We start from the raw sequence: 19,937 nt of genomic DNA, 5'->3' as shown, positions 1-19,937 counted from the left end.
TAATGATTAAGAAATGATTGCTAATTATACTAATTCACCTACTCTGTTTTAGATAACTTAGCTTTATAAAATTTCGCGAAATATTCACTGACCTGAGTCTTCTCTTTTACAACTTCTATTGGAGCAACGAGCTTAACGACCTCTCCATTATACATTCCTGTCGTCGCCCCGACTTTCATCTCTAGAACATTATTATTGTAGCTTATAGTTACTGTCTGAGTAGCCGGTTTCCAGCTCACCTTCGCACCAAAGCTTTCAAAGCTGCTACGTAATCCCACTGCCTTGCGCTCCGAATCACCGAATTGGCCTTTATCGATCAAAGCATGCACGCCCCAATTACCATCCACCACCTGTGTAATTCCGAAATCCGCGGACACAGACATCAGTGAGTACGCTTCATCCTCACTCAAATCCATTCCACCCATTAAAAAATCTTTCGTTTTATGAGCAGCATCCTTCATCGCTTTGTCGATGGAAGAGTTTTTGAAGATATCTGTTTGTGCACTTGCTCCGAGAGCCTCCAAATAATTCGCATAACTGAAGCCATGCACAACCCATTCGTACTCATTTTCAAGTAATGGGAAACTTAACCCATTCAATTTTTTGTTAAGCGTTGCTTTTTTATGAAGAATGACTTGTATATCACCAGTGACCGATGTCTCGATAGCCGTTCCGTTAATCTCAGAATCCCCTTGACCGGCATGCGGATCACCAATCGACAGTAGCGCACCCGGTACGGATACAGGGTAATACATCGTTGCACCTTCAGTAATCCGCCAATCATCTACATTGCCACCATTGTAAGAAGGAGGGACGGAATCAACGATATCTGCTTCTTTAGGCGCCACACCCATCGTGCCGAAGTGGAGACGTACTGGAATCTTTATACCTTTCAATACATCAAAGTTCTTATCAATCGTATTATGGTCTACAATTACACCTGGGTAGTCGATTGTCGGGTGCACTTGACCATCCGGATCGGTTTGCGCTGTCCATCTGTAGTTATAAACAGCAGTTGCATAATCCGTCCCACCTTCAGTATCCATCTCATAGATGGTGACCACTTCACGTTTTTTCGGCTCCTCAACCATATCTCCGTATAGATAACCCCAGTTCGCCGCGGCATTCACGCCATAGGTTTTACCTGCGTATTTGTCATTTCCATTAGGTCTCAGCTTCATGTCCAAAATCTTCACTTCCAGAACATCCCCTGGCTCAGCGCCTTCTACTGCGATAGGTCCCGTCATAATATGTACGCCTGGTCCACGAAGCGCTTCGTTCTTCTCCCCTTCTATCCAGTGAAAAATATCTTCAACACCCGCATCCCCTTTAATCATTCGGTCGTAATCATCACCGGAATGATGCGTAATTGCCTCGACCGTTACAATATCTCCTGATTGTACCGTTAAAGCTGGATTACCCTTACCAATATTCCCCCAGCGAACAGTCTCCGAGTTTGCCTTTAGAACATGAGTTTTCGGTTTATAAGCACCAATATCAGTGTTAGCATACATAACACTAACTGATGAATCAACTAGCAAAACCGTTGATAAAATGACACTAACCTTCAGGAATATTTGTCTTTTCATAGTCAGATCCTCCTCAACTCAATTTAATGTTATATTTTATAACATATCGTGTTTTTGAGTATAACAGATGGATTCCAGATTAACAATATAAATATTTATACACTTCTAAGCTTAAATAATAAGTTATAACTATTAGATATCTTTAATTATCCAAGCCCGCTTCTTCGTTACATAAAAAAAACGCCAACACTTATTAGCTAATTAGCCAAAGTGTTTAACGTTCTATCATCCATTCTAAAGTGATACTTCATTTTCAACGTAGAGCAGTTATACTCCTTGTTGCCCGTGTTACAATCCGCTTCGTTTCCTTGGAATCCGAAGAAATCAACCACTTCTCGCTAAGCTGCAGCACCCATTCCGGATTGCTTTTACTCGCATCGTTCAGCCAATTACTTACAGAATCCTGTACGTATTTTGCCGGATCTGATTTAAGTGGATCTAATAATGGAAGAGCTATTGCTGGGTTTTCTTTGAGCGCAATAATATGCTTCGCCCATACCCCATGTGGCCGCGTCAATTCGATCGCATATCTCCTTATGTTCGTATCTTGATCATAAACCCAGCTCTCTAAGAACTTAATGGATTCATCCAATTCTGCAATGACCGATTCCCTTAAAGCCATCCATGAAATCTCGCGTACCCCAAAATGATCATCCGCTGCAAAGGGACGGATATCCATTAGCTTTTGCGACAGACTTAAAGATTGATTTAGACCGATCATATAGGCAGCCCAACAGCGGACACTATCGGAATGATGCTGCGCTAAAGCTGAGAATACTCGGACTTGTTCCGCCTCTGATTTGCATTCCAACACCTGTTGCCACTCCCGCGCAATAGCCGGTATGAGCTTCATGATTTTCTTTTCCGATGAATCGCGAAGCCTTTGTAAAATCGGTTCGGATTCCTGTCCAAAACCTAGCTCGTCCAGCACATTTCCCAACAAAACCATATGGTCCACAGCAAGCCATTCCGTTAGATTTACAGTCTGTAATTGTCCTTTATGCAATAGTCCTACAACTTCAGCAGGAATATCGCTAACTTTTCGAGCTCCCTTCCTATGCTCCATAGAAATCTTCCCTTCACCTATGATTTTAAAGGCTTGAATAACCTTCTTCTTATATTTAGGATACGGGTATTTCTAACCATAAAGATGTAATCTCATTTACAACTCATAATCTTTATAAATTTCTACCGGAGACTTTATCATGGTGGATAAGTATAGTTCTGAATCCAGTCTGAAGCACCTCAGCTTTTACCAACTCTTGCAATGCCATAGTAACCGCTTCTCTGCTCGCACCAATCAAATTGGCGATTTCTTGATGTGACAGTGGAACATTGATTTTATAATAATTATCCTCACTTTTAACGCCTAGTTGATCCGATAGCTTTAAAAGAACGCACAATATTTTATCATGCAGATTTCCGATGGCTAGGTTATGAGTTAACTGACTCATACTTTTTATACGATCGCTCAATACTTGCATTAATGACATCAAAAATCTAGGTCGAGTAGCTACGAATTCTTCAAATCTTACAGGATCAATTGTACAGATATGACACTCTTCCATGGCTTCAATGTAATGATCTTTCGTTCCAAACGAAATCACGTTCATTTCACCAAAAACATTACCCTCACTCAAAATATCCGAAGTAAACTGCTTCCCATCCGCATTCAATCGGTATAAACGTACCTTTCCTTTTTTCACAAAAAATAATCCTTCAGAGAAGGTTGGCGGTGTTTGGATATATGTATTTTTCGGAACCACTGTTATTCGGGTCAACTCTTCCATTTCCATTAGATCTTCCAGCGCTAACGATTGAAGCAAATTGAATTGAGATAAATAATGAATAGTCTCCATGGCCCCTCCCTTATATAACGTTATTCGTTATTTTAGTATACCGCACAAAAAAAGCCACGTCCTAAGGACGCAGCTTATTCATTAACGATTACTTGCTTCCCAGCGCGCTACTTCTTCACGAACACGAGGGGCTACTTCCGTTCCCAGCAGTCTAATCGCCTGCATAACATCCTCATGAGGCATTGTACCGTGGGGCATATGTAAAAAGAATCGCGGAATCCCCACATGTTTGCGAAGATGAATGATTTTGTTTGCAACGGTTTCTGGATCACCTACGTAAAGAGCGCCATCAAAGCTGCACGCTTTATCATAATCGGAACGATGGTAGGGTGGCGTCCCTTTTTCTATCGCCCGCACATTGGTTCGAGCATGCGTTGAAGGGAAAAATTTCTCCAAAGCTAACTCATTCGTCTCAGCAATAAACCCGTGAGAATGCGAGGCAACCTGTAAGTTTGAAATATCATATCCGGCTTCAGCCGCTGCATTTTTATAGAGCTGCACATGTTTCGCATAATCAAGCGGAAGAACATTCCCAATAATTGCTAAAACAAAAGGCAAACCAAGCGCCCCTGTGCGGATCGCTGACTCTGGGCTTCCTGCACTCCCAATCGAAATTGGTAACGGATCTTGAACCGGACGCGGATAAATCCCCAGATTGTTTATGGCCGCTCTATGTTTGCCGCTCCAGGTCACTTTTTCTGACTTTTGGATAGCTAATAACAATTCCAGCTTCTCATTAAAGAGTTCTTCATAATCTTTCAGATCATAGCCGAATAATGGGAAAGACTCTGTAAACGAGCCGCGGCCGATCATAATTTCTGCACGTCCATTCGAAATGCCATCTAGCGTTGCAAAATCTTGAAATACACGTACGGGATCTGCTGAAGACAGGATCATTACGGCACTGGTCAACCGAATTTTCGAAGTCAACGATGCAGCTGCAGCTAACACAACCGCAGGTGATGAAGCCGCATAATCATGACGATGATGCTCGCCCACTCCGTATACATCTAGTCCCACCTCTTCGGCAAGTACAATTTCCTCCACTACTTCACGTAGCCGTTCTGCATGACTTATTGTCTCACCCGTTTGGACATCGGGCGTTGTCTCGACAAAGGTACTTATTCCAAGTTCCACTTTTCATTTCCTCCTAATGTCTGCACGTTGCATTATTCTCTAGATGTAAATATTTAAATATTCATGATTACTATGAATCAAGAAACTCATTATAATAGGATTCTCCAATAATTCCAACTATTTTAGATCCCTCGATTATAGATCGGACAGAGGAGCCATTATTTTTATGACTTTGGTCATTTTTCTAACCTATTGGACTCAGATGCAACTATTCACTGAATTCACCTATAAAATGTATATTCTAGTGGGAATAAGAGCTATACAGTCTGAAACGATTGCAAAATGAAGCAATAGCTGCAATACGGTCCGATGCAGCAGGATTACGCTCTTTCGGGCTACAACACACTATTAAACTGTAACTTTGCCGCGGTGGGCGTGACTTTCGCTGTTTAATTGTATTTTGTGCAACTATATGCGCTTTTTAGGTAGCTTATTGGGATATAGTTGCACTCTATACACTTAAAAGTGATCATTTACCTCCATATGATGGAATTCTCGCAAAATAATTGTACAATATGCAATTAAACCGAAACTATGCAGCAAATGTTTGAGCGCAATTGAACTTTTTACAACTATTTACCTTTTTAATAAGGCTTGAAGGGCGGAACTAGTACGATGGAATGACCATTTACCCAGAGAATGTTAAAAGACCACTAATCAACTAAAAAAACGGAAGGGTAGTGGTAAATTTTCAGCTAATTCGAAGGGTTCCCAATACTCGTAGTTATCGGTGTATCCGACGATTTCGGTTTCTTCCTCTGATTGATTCCAATTCCGACTCGACCAAAGACAAAGGCTCCGCCTGGAATACGATTCGCTATATTCATGATGATCGCCGATCCAACCACACATCCGACAAATTGGAGCAGCACACTGAATAGTCCAAAGTTTTGCAACCCGAACGAAGAAGGAAGTTTGACGAATAAAGCCAACAACAACGGGTGAAGCAAATATATGCCGAAGGAGTACCTACTGCTCCACTCCAGCATACGCGGCACTTTTTTCAATGAAGAAGCCACTGTGAAGAGTAGCAGAATCATGCTCATGGCGAAAAGTAACATATCAATTCTTTTAGAACTATGTGCCGTAATCCAGCCTTGCCCATTCACGAATAGCACAAGCGCACCTGTTACAACTGGAAGCACGTAGACAGCTAAACGGAACTGTTTTAATTTTTCCCGGAACCAAGTCTCATTTCGCCCCAAGTAATAAGCCGCAGTAAAGTAGAAAATCCACCCCGGAGAGAAAACCCAATACAATTTATCCCAAATATATTGAGCAGCTACCGTATCTACGGGTTTGGTGAAATTAAAAAAGCCTAAGTAAGCCATATTTATAACGAATGACGCAATCAGTATAGAGCGTGGAGTGAATTTTCTGGCATGCCTTTGAAATAAGAGGAATAGGGCATAAAACTGAAAGATAATTAGGATAAAGTAGCCATGAAAATCGCCAAGTAACCAATGACGCCACAGGAAGTACCAAAAAGCCTGAAGAAGCGGAATCCCCTCACTGCTCGCCATATCCAATCCTTTTAACCCTGCGTACAAAGCTCCGAAAAAAAAGTAAGGAAGCAAAATATACTTGATCCGTTTCTCCCAAAATTTCGCGGGAATTCCGTCCGGGTATGCAAAAGACAATACGAATTGCGAGATAAATACGAATACCGGTGTGCCAAAGGTAAGCAGTAGACCCACTGAGTCTACCCAAGACGTGTTACCATCGTCATAGACTCGATATAAAGCATGCAACAGCGCTATACTTAAGCAGGCTATACTACGTAGAACAAACATTTCCGAATTTAATTTTCGTTCCATGGGGATGACCCCTTTCGATATTTGCGATTAATGGTCCACAGCACTGCCTACAGTCAATCGGGCTGTAACCGTCTTCTTGAGTCCCTGATGAAGGTCATGGTGAGGAGACCAGGACATCAGCTCCATTGCTTTACTGTTGTTTAAGTAGCTGTGAAGAATATCTCCCGGTCGAGCAAGCTCATAGGTTGTCTGGGATTCCCGACCTGTAATACCGCCTATCATTTCTACAATCGTATTAATGGAAGTCGCCACCCCGCAGCTAATATTTATGATCTGATTATCCGCATTCTCGTCTGTACAAGCCGCATTTACAAACGCCTGTGCAACATCCTCAACATAGACAAAATCCCTGGTCTGTTCTCCATCCCCATAAATCACAAGCTCCTTGCCTTGCTTTAAGCGATCCAGAAAAATCGAAACGACGCCAGCTTCACCATGCGAGCTTTGTCGAGGTCCATACACATTCGCAAGACGAAGAATGGTGTACTTCAGCCCATGCATGCTTGCAAACATCCGAATATAAGATTCAGGAACACTTTTTGATACCCCATAACAAGATTCAGGATTTAGGGGATGTTTCTCGTCAATGCTCAAATATTCAGGATTACCGTATACTGCGGCCGACGAGGCGTAGACGATCTTTTCAACCTGATGCACCTCACACATCCGCAGAACGTTTAGTGTGCCAACAATATTCACATTCGCATCAAACAATGGATTGCGCTGTGATTCTCTTACGTCAATCTGTGCCGCCAGATGAATAACCACATCCGGCTTCTCACGGATAAAGACTTCACCCAGTGTCTCGTCCCGAATGTCGTACGGGTATAAAAGTGCCGAAGGATTTCTATAGAATGAGCCGGAAGCTCCCGATAAATTATCTACAATTACAGTTTCGATCCCCTCTCTTATAAGCCGGTCAACAACATGTGACCCAATAAAACCAAGCCCCCCAGTTACTAATACCTTCAAATAAAAAACTCCTTTCGCCCTGTAAAGTGCTCTTTGTACCGTGCATCTGTAGAAAAGTTCACATAAAATACTTATGAAGAAACGATGTTGTCATCCTTTATGGACGACAATCATTACTCTTATATTTCCAATCAAAAAATAAAGGAGTGAAGTATATGGCAACTGCACCTATTCCAGATAATTCTGTAACAACGCCCGTTATTGCGGACGGCGCGGTCACTTCTATTAAATTAGATCCTGAAACTAACGGTTACGTGAATGTTCGATCCTATGGAGCTACAGGGAATGGTACCAAAGATGACACCGTCGCGATTCAAAATGCAATTAATGCTGGAAATGCCAAACGCAAGGTTGTTATTTTTCCGCCTGGTGTATATAAAGTCTCTTCCGGCCACATGCGTAACCCTTCAGTCCTCGACTGGTGGTGTCTTCGTATTCCAACCGGAACTAACCTGAGCTTTGAAGCCGGCTCAAAATTAGTGCTTGCCCCTAACCCACCCTCGGATACTCGTGTTCTTGTTATGTTAAATGCCTCAAACATCACGATATCCGGCAGCCTCGAAATAGACGGAAGTGCTTCGACTGTTAAAACAGCCGTCAACGATCAACTTCATGGCTTGTTCATTTCTTCTTCGCAAAATATAACGATCGAATCGGTGTACTCTCATGATTGCTATGGTGATAATATTTTCATTGGAGGGACTGAAGATATCCCATCCGTTAATGTGCATATCGGATATGCTTTCTGTGAAACGGCTGGCCGAAAGAACTTTGTAGTCCATTTTGTAGACCAGCTTCATGTCAACAGAGCGGTATTAAATAACAGTCGCGGTGGTGCACCTGGGTTTAATGGCGCCAATTCACTTGATGTGGAACCCGATATATTCAAGGGAACGCGTAGCTTTTATCAGAGATTTGACTCCTTGACGACTATTGGTTTCGGCAATGATATGACAACTGGGCTTTCAGATGAGATAACGAGACTCTGGACTCTCGACATCGGTTCACTAGATATGCGTGTAAGCGGATCAGTAAGTCCAGCATTGCTGTCCTATGGATTGACGCTAAAAATCAACCATTTGTCTATTCGCTCGACGGATCATAAAGCAAATTACGGTTTACAAACGATCTATTCACAATTTATTGATATCGCAAGCGCAAAGTTCGATGGAATCGGCGGCCCTGCGATCTACGCTGCGTTTAATGCTGCTGGAGGAAAACCAAGATTGCATATCGGCTCGTTAGGGATGTACGGCTCGGGCTCCACCTTAGCAAGCGGAGTCCGAATCGACGGAGGAGATCTTTATGTGGGGACGATAGATGCACAAGACTTAACGGGCAGTACCTTGCAATTATTCACAACAGAGTCTGACGCGATGGTTACTGTCGACAATATAATTGTCCGTAACAGCGGGACCAATCAAGTCGTGCTAGCGTCTTCTTATGGTGCAGCTAAGCCCTTCCTGCACCTGAACAATGTAGCAGTGTTTGATACCCGTTCTGTAAAGGTAAAACGCATTCTTGAATTCGAAACATTGGTTGCCATGCAGGGTACTTCTCTTGGTACCTTGTATAATCCGTATGCTTTAACTGAATGGTTCTCTACCTATGGCAACTTCAAACGTGCAGTCCGACTCGTTGGTGGAACATTACTTCCTGCAGTATTTATCGTGGAAGGATCGCCTGAGGGAACAATTACCGCTCCGATTGGCAGTCTGGCTATGCGAACAGATGGTGTAGCGAAAGCCACTTTTTATGTGAAGGAAAGCGGAACCGGTGCTAACGGATGGATCGCTAAGTAATTCTTCAGCGGTTCTGAATACAAGACTCTATCGCATCCATTACGCGTACCAGATCATCATCCGATAAAGAGCTACCGGAAGGTAGACATATACCTTTTGTGAACAATTGATCAGATACACTATGTTCCTCCATGTATGGATAATAGAAGGCGTTCTCGAATAGAGGTTGCAGATGTAGTGGTTTCCAAACAGGTCTAGCTTCTATATTGTTGAATTCCAGGCACTTTAAGAGTTGATTAGCGGAGAAGCCTGCGATCTCTTCATCAATCGTTAGCGCACTTAACCAGCGTGTACTGCGGCAATTTGGCGCTTCCGGCATGAAATGAAGACCCGGAATGGATCCCAATCGATCTGAGTACACTTGAGAAATATATCTACGTCGTTCGACTCTTTCCTCAAGTAGCTCCAATTGCCCTCGACCTATGGCTGCCAACAGGTTACTTAGCCGGTAGTTATAACCCATTTCGGAATGCTGATAGTGTGGAGCAGTGTCACGTGCTTGGGTAGACCAGAAACGGGCTTGGTCTAATGCATCGGTATCATCCGACACAAGCATACCTCCACCTGAGGTTGTGATAATTTTATTTCCGTTGAAAGAATAGATTCCGAAGCGGCCCCATGTACCACTAGCCTTTCCGTGATAAAAGGCACCTAGGGATTCCGCAGCATCTTCTATTAGAGTAATACCGTAACGATTCGCGATTTCTACAATGGGCTCCATGTCTGCGCTCTGTCCGTACAAATTGACAACAACGGCTGCTTTAGGCAGTATCCCTTTATCATTCAAATCCTGGCAGGCCCGCTGAAAAGCTAATGGACACATATTCCATGTCTCTGGTTCTGAGTCTACAAATACAGGTGTAGCCCCCAAATATAAAATAGGATTGGCACTAGCTACGAACGTGAGCGTAGAACAAATCACGTAATCTCCTTGAGAAACGCCAGCAAGACGGAGTGCCAGATGAATTGCCGCTGTTCCAGAGCTTAACGCAAGTGCCCCCTTTGAACCTGTATAGTCGGCCATCTCCTGCTCGAATGCATCAACTTGCGGTCCGATGGGAGCGATCCAGCCAGAGTGAATTGCATCCTCCAAATAAGCCTGTTCACGTCCGCTTACATGCGGTGGGGATAACAAGATTCGGGGTAGAATGCTTGATTGACGAATACTCATGCCTTGCTCCTTTCTCCATTTGGATGCTTTAATCCAAATGGAATACATATCTTATTGACTTACTTCAGAGCGTGGTCCATGATATTTTGATTCAAAAGAGATGGATGCCGGTAGAGCGGAAAGTAATTCCCTGCAACTCCAGTGTCACAGAGTGCTATCATTCGCTCATACACCTCGGGAAAAAAAATTCGCTTCCCTAAGTAATAGTCCAGTGGCTCTAGTTGCGTAGCGAATCTTAGCTTGAACTGAAACAGTTCGTCATTCCCCTTATATCCTCCACCAAGATGGAATTTTTCGTATCCATTCTCCAACCCCCACACAGCTGCTGCGTGGATGAGAAATTTGGTGGGTGACCACTGCAGATAAGCTCGATCCCAACCGCATAAGTGATAATGCATCCATGGTCGATCAAGGAGTACAATACTTGCCCCTATACTCCTCTCCCCATCCATCGCCTCGAACAGTACTACCCGTCCGTCTGGTAAAAGGCTTGTATCTTCTATAAATTTTTGCGGGAAATAATAAAAGGGATCTGCTTGTAAATCATTTAACGTACCGTAATATAACTCGATGAAAGGCTCGATCCGATCCTTAAGATCCGACTTTCGAATGGTGAATGGAGCAGACTTTAATTTACGGATATTTCTTTTATGATTGCTGCCATAGTTCTGGATTAGCGCTGACTCTGAGCCAACTGTCAAATCCATGTAAGCTGTATTCCGATTGAGCTCTGTAGTAAGCCCTTTTTGGTATTCAGTGGCATTGCCTATGAAAGGATGGAATCTTACAAACTCGGTCATGATCTTTTTCTCTCTGCAGTAATCTGTGAACGTTTCACTGAATTGTCGGTACAACTCCGTTCGTTCCACTCCTAGTGGCACATTAGATATTGGCCCCCCGTATCCATAAGGTGTGCTGATGTCATACCATTCTCCTTCAAGTCCCAGCTGGATGACTGCGGGAAGATGGTTAATAGAGCGAAGTAAGTAAGGATAAATAATGAGCTTCTCACCCTGCTTAAAAACAAACAGCTCCGCCTGTTGATGATGCTCATCCTCAAACAGCCGAAAAAAATCTGCAGAAAAATAGATATCCTTACTATTCATCTGATTCAAATAAGCATCCCACTCTTCAGAATGTGAGCTATTAAGCACAATGAAATCACTCATACGTCACCTCCTAAAAGTTATGTTAGCGTACGCTTCCTTGATGTCCTTCGACAAAAATTACTCCAGAAGCATTCGCTGCTAATCCAATATCTTGATCATGCGTATACTTTCAGTGCTTAAGCTTAGCGCTGGGTCTCTCTCACGTAAGAATGCATCGGATGAAAGCAATAACAGCTTTCTCTCCCGGTCAAGGTCGAGTAACACATCGGTTAGTGGATATCCACCGTCCCACTCCCCACTCTGCAGTTGGATACGAAAATACTGCTCGCCGAGCCGACCCACAACTGAAGTCTTCTGCTTCGTTCTAATCCTAAATGAAGAAAATCCGTATTTTAGATGATGTGCCTCTGCCATTGGGTAATCATCAATAATGTAAGTCACTTCTTCATTATCTATATCCGCTCCAGCAGCAATAACATCTGCATTAGCCGTTAATGAACGTTCCAGATCCCTCACATACCAATAAGTACGTCCTTCTTCTACAAAGCCAAGGCGAAGGTACCAAGCATGAGCCTGTTCATTCCATGAGAACACATCCAGGACCAACTTCTTAATATCGTCCCTCTTGGCTAATTTCTCGCCATAAGCCATGAGCATTCCGCCTATGCCGTCCTTGCGAAACGCCGCATCCACGTTTAAATTATTCAGAACCAATATTTGTTCCATTCTTCGCCATTCCGCGAATCCAATGAGCACTTCTCCAAGATAGGCTCCAATCAACAACGTGGCTGAATGGCCTCCACATTTACAAGCCGCTTGTAGATATGCTGGATAACCCGTACAAGCAAATATCGTTTGATTGTACACATGCTCCGGTAAATTGCTCTTCAAGAGCCGGCATGCATGATGTATATCGTCTTCATGCAGCGGTCTAAACTGCACACTCATGCCTGGCCCTCCTTTTTATTCAACCTGTACTCATCCAGAGGTAGGCTATGCCGACCTGGATTGGCTACAACATCATCTTGGCGAATCACCTTCAAGACGGTCTTACATAATATCAGCGCATCAAGTCTGAAACTTAAAGTCTCGACATAGGTGACATCATACGAAAGCCGGTCTTTCCACGACGAAGTATTGCGTCCTGACACCTGTGCTAATCCCGTAATTCCTGGTCTTACTGAGAAACGCAGCCTCTCCTGTTCGGAATAATAAGGGCTGTACCGCATCAGTAAGGGTCTTGGGCCAATCAGACTCATTTCTCCCTTCACAACATTCACCAGCTGTGGCAGTTCATCCAGACTTAGCTTCCGGATGATTCCGCCAAATTTGATATATCTTCGCTCATCTGGTAACGGCTGACCCTGCAAGTCATACAGTTCAGCCATGGTCCGAAATTTGTAGATGAAGAAGGGTTTCTCTCCCCGCCCTGGTCGTTGCTGCTTGAACAAGATTGGGCTTCCAAGCTTCATTCGAATCAACAACGCCACCACAGCCATGACTGGACTAAATACACATAACATAACGATCGCTCCCACAAGATCGAAGCCTCGTTTCATATGGCGATACATGTTAGTACTCCTCCCGCCTTTCTCTTAATCCGTAAAAAGACGTTCCTTAAGTGAGTTCACCTGTTTTAAATCGGCACTCCAGTAGTACACCTTAGTTCCGACTAGCGGATCAGGAGCAAAACTGTTGTTACCTGGAATCTGTTCGTATTGAAAGTCCGCGGAAGTAATCCCCTTGAATAACCAAGCTAAGCTAAGCAAATCGCTGTCGCTGAAGCTTGTATCGATAATGTCTTTCTTTTCATGGAGTAATAATCCCGCCAGATCCGGAAGATGCTCAGGGCTCAACAGCTTATTAGCCACAGCTCTAACGATATTGAATTGCTCCTCTTGACGACTAAAGTCACCGTTCGGAGTTGAATATCGCTCCCTAGCAAGGTAGAGTGCATGCACACCATCCAGATGCTGTTCGCCTTTTTTGATGGTAATCTCCGGGGTTATTGTTACGTCTTGATCGATTACCATGTCGATCCCTCCGATTGAATCGATGAAATCACGAACTCCAGAGAAATTCGTCTTGATGTAATGATGAATGGGAATATTCATAAAGTCGCTTACCGCTTGAATGAGCGTCAGCGTTCCTTGCTCATTCCCACCTTTGGACTCACCAACAATATGAGCATGATTAATTTTGGTGTATCCAACATTCTGTACATAAACCCTTGTATCGCGCGGTACAGAGACGATGTTCACCTTCCGCTGTTCCGGCATTACATGCACAACCATGATCGTGTCTGCACGGGAGATTTCCCCACCCCACGTATCTGTTCCAATTAATACAACATTAAAGGATGAAGTTTTTTTATCAGTTGCACCTGACGATGCTGCTGGTTCAGTCGATGGTAGTACCACGCCATCCGAATTCACTCGATTTATAAGAGTCCCATCCGACTGCGTCTTCCCCACAGGCAATGCAGAAATTTTTGAGTTAGGCATCGTCAATGGATTAAGGACAGCCTTTTGAAATCGCTGCTCAGCATTTAACACCCCTCTAATCCAAATGCCGCCAACTACAATCACAATCAGACAAACAATCAGGGCGAATCTTCCAATTCGCCTTATGACTATTTGTTTTCTTGTGAATTCCTTGTCACTCTTACCACGCAAACGCAACTTCTTGTTCCATCTACTCATAAACGACTTCATCACTTAGATCCCCGCATGAACTTCGGATTTGATCCGTTCAAGCTCATGAGTAGCCACCTGTGGTTCTTCCTGAAAGCCCGAATAGCTTGGAATAAGCTGCTTTAATAATTTCTTAATCTGATAACTGCTTGGCACAAATTCGTACCGTTTGCACAAATTCTCCAGAACACCAAGGACCAAATTCAGTTCAGATCTGGAAACACTTTGAGGACGACTGATCATGATGCGATAGTTATTGGTGACCATCAATCCTTCCTCTTCTGTCAGGAGCTCCTCAAATAATTTCTCACCAGGACGAATGCCCGTGACCACGATAGGGATATCTTTATCAGGTTCTAAACCCGACAGACGTATTAAATCTCTTGCCAGATCGTATATCCGAACCGGCTTACCCATATCAAGCACGAACACCTCGCCACCTTTTGCCAGTATGCTCGCCTGAATAACCAATTGCACTGCTTCAGGGATCGTCATGAAATACCGCACCATATCCATATGGGTAACCGTAACCGGGCCACCACTCTCGATCTGTCTTTTGAATAACGGAATAACACTCCCCCGACTACCGAGAACATTACCGAAACGGACAGCAGCAAAAACCGTCTTGCTAGATGAATTCTGATCATTAATAATCATTTCTGCCGCTCGCTTCGTAGCTCCCATGACACTTGTTGGATTAACCGCTTTGTCCGAAGAGATCAGAATGAACCGCTTAGCACCATATTTGGCACTCGCTTCCGCTACATTCCTTGTTCCAATAACGTTGTTCTTTACCGCCTCCACCGGATTCATCTCCATAAGTGGGACATGTTTATGCGCGGCGGCGTGATATACAATCGTAGGTCGAAAATTCTGAAAAACACTATCGATCCGCGACACATCCTGAATATCAGCGATGATGGGTTGAATCTTCTGATCGGGATATAACTGGCGTAGCTCTTGTTCAATCAGGTAAATGCTGTTCTCACCATGACCCAGCAGCAACATTTCCTTCGGGCGATACGCAGCTAGCTGACGGCACAGTTCTGAGCCAATGGAGCCTCCTGCACCCGTGATGAGAATACACTCACTTCCTAAATTCTCACGAATCTCTTCAGTATTAATCTCAACAGGAGTTCTACCCAGCAAATCGTTTACGGACACTTCACGGATTCGATGGACTGCCATTTTCCCGTCCAAAATTTCTGTCATACTAGGCATTAGCTTAATCTGTGCTTTTGTTGATTTGCAGATCTCAATAATCTCCATTAAGTCATTATGTGGCGCTGTCGGAAGGGCAATAATAATGAACGCAATGTCCAGCTGTTTCACGGCCTCGGGAATGAAATTCCGGTTACCCACAATCGGCAGCCCCATTACTTCCAGCTTTCGTTTGGATGCATCATCATCAATGAAGGCGACCGGATGCATAAATTTGAACCTTGAATGCTTGATATCTTTCGTAACGAGGATTCCTGCTTTACCCGCCCCAACGATTAGAAGATTACCTTCGAAGGCATCCTTCACACCCGTTGTCTCAAACCCGTCGTTTAGAAGACGTTTAACCATTCGTAACCCAACAATGCCCAGAAATACATAACCGGCTGCAAAATAAATGGAAATTGGTAGTCGATAGGAAGGAAATACTGCATGGGTGGATACGTTGACAACAATCACTCCAACGAGGGTTAATACACTCACTTTTAGAAGCTGCAGTAATTCTCTCATTCCAGTGTATCGCCAGATATTGTTATACACTTTGAATCCAAATGAGAAGGCCGCATATACCGCAATGTGAATCAATATTGCCCACGGAAGCATCCACACGTACATCTCAGGGATTTGAAAATCAAACCGAAGTAAAAACACAAGCCACACTGAAGCCGCAATAATCCCTGCATCCAACATGACCAAACGGACGATCCGCATTTTCATCACTTCTTTCTCCCTAATTAACTAAAAATTCATGTACTCCCCTTTTAAGTGAGAGTGAATATTCAATCCCCCGATAGGCTCGCATGCATTTCAGACGGAACCCGCTTTCTTTCCTCCTTGTTTAGCGCTTCTATATAGATCGAGTCCATTTCACGGAGCACCGCAGGCAACCCGTAACGAATGATCCTCTCTTTGTTTGCTTCTCCCATAGCCGTAGTTAATGCTGGATCATCACGTAAATGAGTAAAAGCCTTAGCGGTAGCGGTAATATCACCAACAGGAACTAACATGCCTGTTGACTCATGTTCGATCAAATCATGAATCCCCCGAATATGCGTACCTATAACGGGTTTTCCTACTGCCATCGCCTCCATAATCGCCCGAGGTAGCCCCTCGCGATAGGACACAAGTGCAGCAACATCACATGCTCTGAGTAGATCCGGAATATCACTACGGTACCCAAGGATATGCACCCGATCGCTGACATCCAGCCGATTTGCAAGTTCTAATAGAGTCTGCTCGAACGGTCCTATACCCGCAAAAGCCAGATGGATGTTGCCTGCTTGAGACCCCAGCTGCCCCAGCGCTTCGATCAACTGCTTCTGGTTCTTGTTGGCGTTTAATTCAGCAATGCATAGGATGACGAAGGGAGGTTCATCATGCTCACTCTTCGGCAGATCAAACAGTTGGCGTCGCCTATCTGCCTTCTCCGTCGCAGTTTCAGGATGACCCTGTTCACTGCCGTAAACCTGGAGATCAAGTCCTACACCACTCACATAAGTCACCTTTTTTCGTATAGAAAATTTCTGGGCGCGTTCATAATCTTCTCTATTTATGGTGATTAACACATCTGTCCAGCGGGCCATTAACCTCTCGAGCGGATAATAAAGCATCCAGTTCAGAAAAGGAGCTCCCTTGAAAAAATGAAAACCATGCGCTGTATACAATGTGCAAGGTACACCTGCTTTATGGGCCGCAATCCGTCCGAGAATCGAAGCGACTGGCGTATGTACATGGATGAACTGGAACCCCTCCTCCTTGAAGCTTTCCGTTAATATCCCTAGCGCCTTCCAGTTCTGCATCTGTAAAGGGCTACGCTGAATGGGTACATCATGGCACACGATCCCCTTCTCTTCTAACCGTAATCTCGCTTCCCCGGGCTGCGCGTAAGCATGCACTTCACAACCCTTTTGCTGCAATAACGCCATGTAAGGTAGATGGAAACTCTCAAAATGCCCAAAAATGGAGGCTACAAAAGCAACTCTTACCGGCCTACAGTCTTCAGCAGGTATGCTCCCGGACCTCTTGTTATTGCGCTTATTGCGCTTGTTCTGTTTGTTGTCGTAAGTTACGACCCGTTGACGTTTCAGTGCCCTTGGTTCGATATCGCTTCACTCCTTTCCATCCCGTATTCGTTAATCGGATGCAAGCTGCGTTCATAGCCATCATGAACCACCAATATCGCTGGAATAAGGCTTCAATACCCATCGAAAGTCCAATCATCGCTGCGTGAGACAGCAGTAATGCCATAATGATCGGTCTGTTCACCCTATCTGCCGCGCGATAAGAACGGATCCCGACGATGAAGAACCAGATCATGAATCCGCCGTACACAATCAAGCCCAATAAACCAAATTCTGTCATAAACCAGATCGGAGTATTATGGATAATAATCCGCAGTTCATAGTTATAGCTACCGAGTCCAATCCCTAATAATGGACTTTGAGCGATCCACTCCACAGCCTTCCCAATGATGTCAAGGCGCGACTGAATCTGCGAGGGTCTACTGGCCATATTCCCAAGCACATCCAGATAAGCTGTACCTTTATACAACAGCAATGCTCCAAACGCGACGCTAAAGCCCATGCCGATCTTGAGAAGCCGAGAAGGATTCATCAGCAGGAGTGTAAGCAAGACAAGGAACAGACCTATCCATGACGAACGCGAAAAAGTCATTATTATGCCCCCGGCTAAGGTGATCGTCGCTAGCGTACTCACCCATCCCCTAAGCAGCTTCACCCCGTCTCCGCTCGTCATGATATGAATGGCAAAAGCCGTAACTAGTAATCCGCCGTATGCATTCGGATCAATTAGCATCCCGGAGAGGCGACCGTCTTGCACCATAAACGGAACCCTGACTCCACTAAAAAAATCGAACAAAGCGACGCCATTGAAGATCAGTACACTGATCAAAAAAGCTCGTAGCATTTTATATAACCGATCCCAGCTGTCTACAGCCTGAACTAACATGATGTAAGTCAGCAGTAGGAGTATAAACCCAAAATCTTTTTGCAATAGAGCGTATTGCGTAATGAATCCATTACGCCAAATGGATACAAATGAAGCGAGGACGAAAATAAACAACATCCCCCAATGCCATGAACTGAACTGTCTCCGGTCCAATTTGAGGTGTAAACCTGCTGCAAACAAACCAAGCATTAAGAAAAGGTCAGAGGGTGCGATTCGAAATGTGCCACCGAAATCAATTTGAGCCGGAAGGCAGATGATGTAACCCATAACCGCAAACAGAAATAAATTACGCATGGTGTAGGGTTTCCCTACAACGAGTACAGATGTCATACAAGCCCCTACTTTCCTATGGGAAATGGCCTCTATGCGGCCAATTCCCGTTGTACCTGTTTCCTTGCCTGACGGATTACCAAGAAAAGTACGATCACACTGCCTATCATCTGAACAAATAAGGCCATACTAGCCCCTACAGCAGCACCTATCACCCCAAAAAAAGGCACGAATATTAGACAAGATAGCCCATTAGTGATCACGGAACACAGAAACAAGGGAATCTGTGCTTTGTACTTCCCGGTAGCCGTTATGGCATACCACAGATAAGACGTTACAAATACCAATAGGGTAGAAACGAGCAACCAATGAAATAAACCTATCTCTGCAGCCACATCTGGACTGAATAGAAGAGTTAGAAGCTGATGACCAAACATCCACCCGATCAAACAAGCGATCGCACTAATTCCTATGCCCATTGCAATCATTCGACTGAGTAAAGAGACGAACTCCTTATGTCGTCCGCTAGCATGCCAACGGGCAAGACGTGGTGTTATCGCTTCACCGAGTGCAGTAACAACAACATTGCAGGCAACGATCATGTATGAGAGCGTAGCGTATATGCCTAAGTCATGTTCACCTTTAAAATATGAAATCGCGTATAGTGGGATATTTGTATTTAGTGACATCAACGCCAGCACCACGCCAAGGGGTGAGCTTACGAGCAATAAGCCCCATAATCGTCTTTTGTTAAAAAGTGGCCTGAGCGACGTATGCACTCTCGCTTTGCGAGCATCATATCCAATGGTTATTGCTAACCATCCGATAATCATGACTAATAACGCTAGAATGAGACTCTGAGTAGGGATAAATACGAGGGCGAAGACAACTATGGAGAACAATCCTTTAGCAGCTCTCGAGAAAGAGATTTGATCTAGCCTTTCCTGCTTCTGAACAATACCCAATAAAATATCGCTGACCGACTCAACAATTCTATACAATCCTATGAAAAATATGACTAAAGCTGTATTCCAATCAGCACCACTGAGGATGCAACAACCTGCTGTAACCGTGAATGCAACTGCGGTTGTCACGAGACGAAGGCCAAAAAAATCTCCAAAAAGATATTTTCCAGATGTATCAACGATCAAGACCGAACGCAGATGCAGATGCGACAGCATAAAGATGGGAGCAGTCACCGCAAGCCCTAACGAATATTGCCCAACGATTTCGGATGAGCCAAATTTATTAAGCAAAATTACAATCACGAATTGAGCGCCTGCATATGTGATATTTCCAAATAAATAACGAAGAGATGCAAATGTCATAAAGC

Annotated in this window: 16 protein-coding genes; 1 reads left to right on the top strand and 15 read right to left on the bottom strand. The window is 44.1% G+C overall.

What is annotated here, in order from left to right:
- Window positions 1-38: 38 nt before the first annotated feature.
- The 6 genes from CA600_RS02825 to CA600_RS02800 form a co-directional block, all read right to left on the bottom strand.
- Window positions 39-1,589: an acetamidase/formamidase family protein gene (locus CA600_RS02825; RefSeq protein WP_094868829.1), complete on the bottom strand. Its 1,551-nt coding sequence runs from the start codon at window positions 1,587-1,589 to the stop codon at window positions 39-41.
- A gap of 253 nt (window positions 1,590-1,842) precedes the next feature.
- Window positions 1,843-2,655: a DNA alkylation repair protein gene (locus CA600_RS02820; protein WP_094868828.1), complete on the bottom strand. Its 813-nt coding sequence runs from the start codon at window positions 2,653-2,655 to the stop codon at window positions 1,843-1,845.
- 112 nt (window positions 2,656-2,767) lie between these two features.
- Window positions 2,768-3,448, bottom strand: a complete 681-nt coding sequence (locus tag CA600_RS02815; protein ID WP_094868827.1) for a Crp/Fnr family transcriptional regulator — start codon at window positions 3,446-3,448, stop codon at window positions 2,768-2,770.
- A gap of 81 nt (window positions 3,449-3,529) precedes the next feature.
- On the bottom strand, window positions 3,530-4,585 hold the full coding sequence (locus tag CA600_RS02810; RefSeq protein ID WP_094868826.1) for an Atu2307/SP_0267 family LLM class monooxygenase: 1,056 nt from the start codon (window positions 4,583-4,585) through the stop codon (window positions 3,530-3,532).
- 695 nt (window positions 4,586-5,280) lie between these two features.
- On the bottom strand, window positions 5,281-6,402 hold the full coding sequence (locus tag CA600_RS02805; RefSeq protein ID WP_094868825.1) for an acyltransferase family protein: 1,122 nt from the start codon (window positions 6,400-6,402) through the stop codon (window positions 5,281-5,283).
- A 27-nt stretch (window positions 6,403-6,429) separates the two neighbouring features.
- Window positions 6,430-7,374 (bottom strand): NAD-dependent epimerase/dehydratase family protein, encoded by a 945-nt coding sequence (locus tag CA600_RS02800; RefSeq protein WP_094868824.1) that lies wholly within the window; start codon window positions 7,372-7,374, stop codon window positions 6,430-6,432.
- A 155-nt stretch (window positions 7,375-7,529) separates the two neighbouring features.
- On the opposite strand from CA600_RS02800, the gene CA600_RS31500 reads away from it, so the two are divergent.
- Window positions 7,530-9,176 (top strand): glycosyl hydrolase family 28-related protein, encoded by a 1,647-nt coding sequence (locus tag CA600_RS31500; RefSeq protein ID WP_094868823.1) that lies wholly within the window; start codon window positions 7,530-7,532, stop codon window positions 9,174-9,176.
- A 4-nt stretch (window positions 9,177-9,180) separates the two neighbouring features.
- Here the strand turns inward: CA600_RS31500 and CA600_RS02790 are convergent, their stop codons facing one another.
- From CA600_RS02790 to CA600_RS02750, 9 genes are all read right to left on the bottom strand, one after another.
- Complete coding sequence (locus CA600_RS02790) at window positions 9,181-10,347, bottom strand: aminotransferase class I/II-fold pyridoxal phosphate-dependent enzyme (protein WP_094868822.1); 1,167 nt, start codon at window positions 10,345-10,347, stop codon at window positions 9,181-9,183.
- A gap of 59 nt (window positions 10,348-10,406) precedes the next feature.
- The gene (locus tag CA600_RS02785; RefSeq protein ID WP_094868821.1) at window positions 10,407-11,516 is read right to left on the bottom strand and encodes a GNAT family N-acetyltransferase; all 1,110 of its coding nucleotides are present in this window, start codon (window positions 11,514-11,516) and stop codon (window positions 10,407-10,409) included.
- 78 nt (window positions 11,517-11,594) lie between these two features.
- Window positions 11,595-12,404, bottom strand: coding sequence for a GNAT family N-acetyltransferase (locus tag CA600_RS02780; RefSeq protein WP_094868820.1), 810 nt, complete (start codon window positions 12,402-12,404; stop codon window positions 11,595-11,597).
- Window positions 12,401-13,027: a sugar transferase gene (locus tag CA600_RS02775; RefSeq protein ID WP_143812086.1), complete on the bottom strand. Its 627-nt coding sequence runs from the start codon at window positions 13,025-13,027 to the stop codon at window positions 12,401-12,403. Before CA600_RS02775 ends, CA600_RS02780 begins: the two co-directional genes overlap by 4 nt.
- A gap of 24 nt (window positions 13,028-13,051) precedes the next feature.
- Complete coding sequence (locus CA600_RS31670; protein ID WP_256989698.1) at window positions 13,052-14,170, bottom strand: LCP family protein; 1,119 nt, start codon at window positions 14,168-14,170, stop codon at window positions 13,052-13,054.
- Window positions 14,171-14,173: 3 nt separating this feature from the next.
- Window positions 14,174-16,084, bottom strand: a complete 1,911-nt coding sequence (locus CA600_RS02765) for a polysaccharide biosynthesis protein (RefSeq protein ID WP_094868819.1) — start codon at window positions 16,082-16,084, stop codon at window positions 14,174-14,176.
- A gap of 62 nt (window positions 16,085-16,146) precedes the next feature.
- Window positions 16,147-17,328: a glycosyltransferase family 4 protein gene (locus CA600_RS02760; protein ID WP_256989704.1), complete on the bottom strand. Its 1,182-nt coding sequence runs from the start codon at window positions 17,326-17,328 to the stop codon at window positions 16,147-16,149.
- Window positions 17,329-17,401: 73 nt separating this feature from the next.
- A complete protein-coding gene (locus CA600_RS02755; protein WP_094868817.1) occupies window positions 17,402-18,664 on the bottom strand; it encodes an O-antigen ligase family protein in 1,263 nt (420 codons plus the stop codon).
- A gap of 32 nt (window positions 18,665-18,696) precedes the next feature.
- Window positions 18,697-19,932, bottom strand: coding sequence for an oligosaccharide flippase family protein (locus CA600_RS02750; protein ID WP_094868816.1), 1,236 nt, complete (start codon window positions 19,930-19,932; stop codon window positions 18,697-18,699).
- Between the last annotated feature and the right edge of the window lie 5 nt (window positions 19,933-19,937).

Origin of the sequence: Paenibacillus sp. VTT E-133280 (assembly GCF_002264385.1) — a bacterium.
GTDB classification, from domain to species: Bacteria; Bacillota; Bacilli; order Paenibacillales; family Paenibacillaceae; genus Paenibacillus_AQ; species Paenibacillus_AQ nitricinens.
This window is presented reverse-complemented; position numbering and strand designations above follow the sequence as displayed.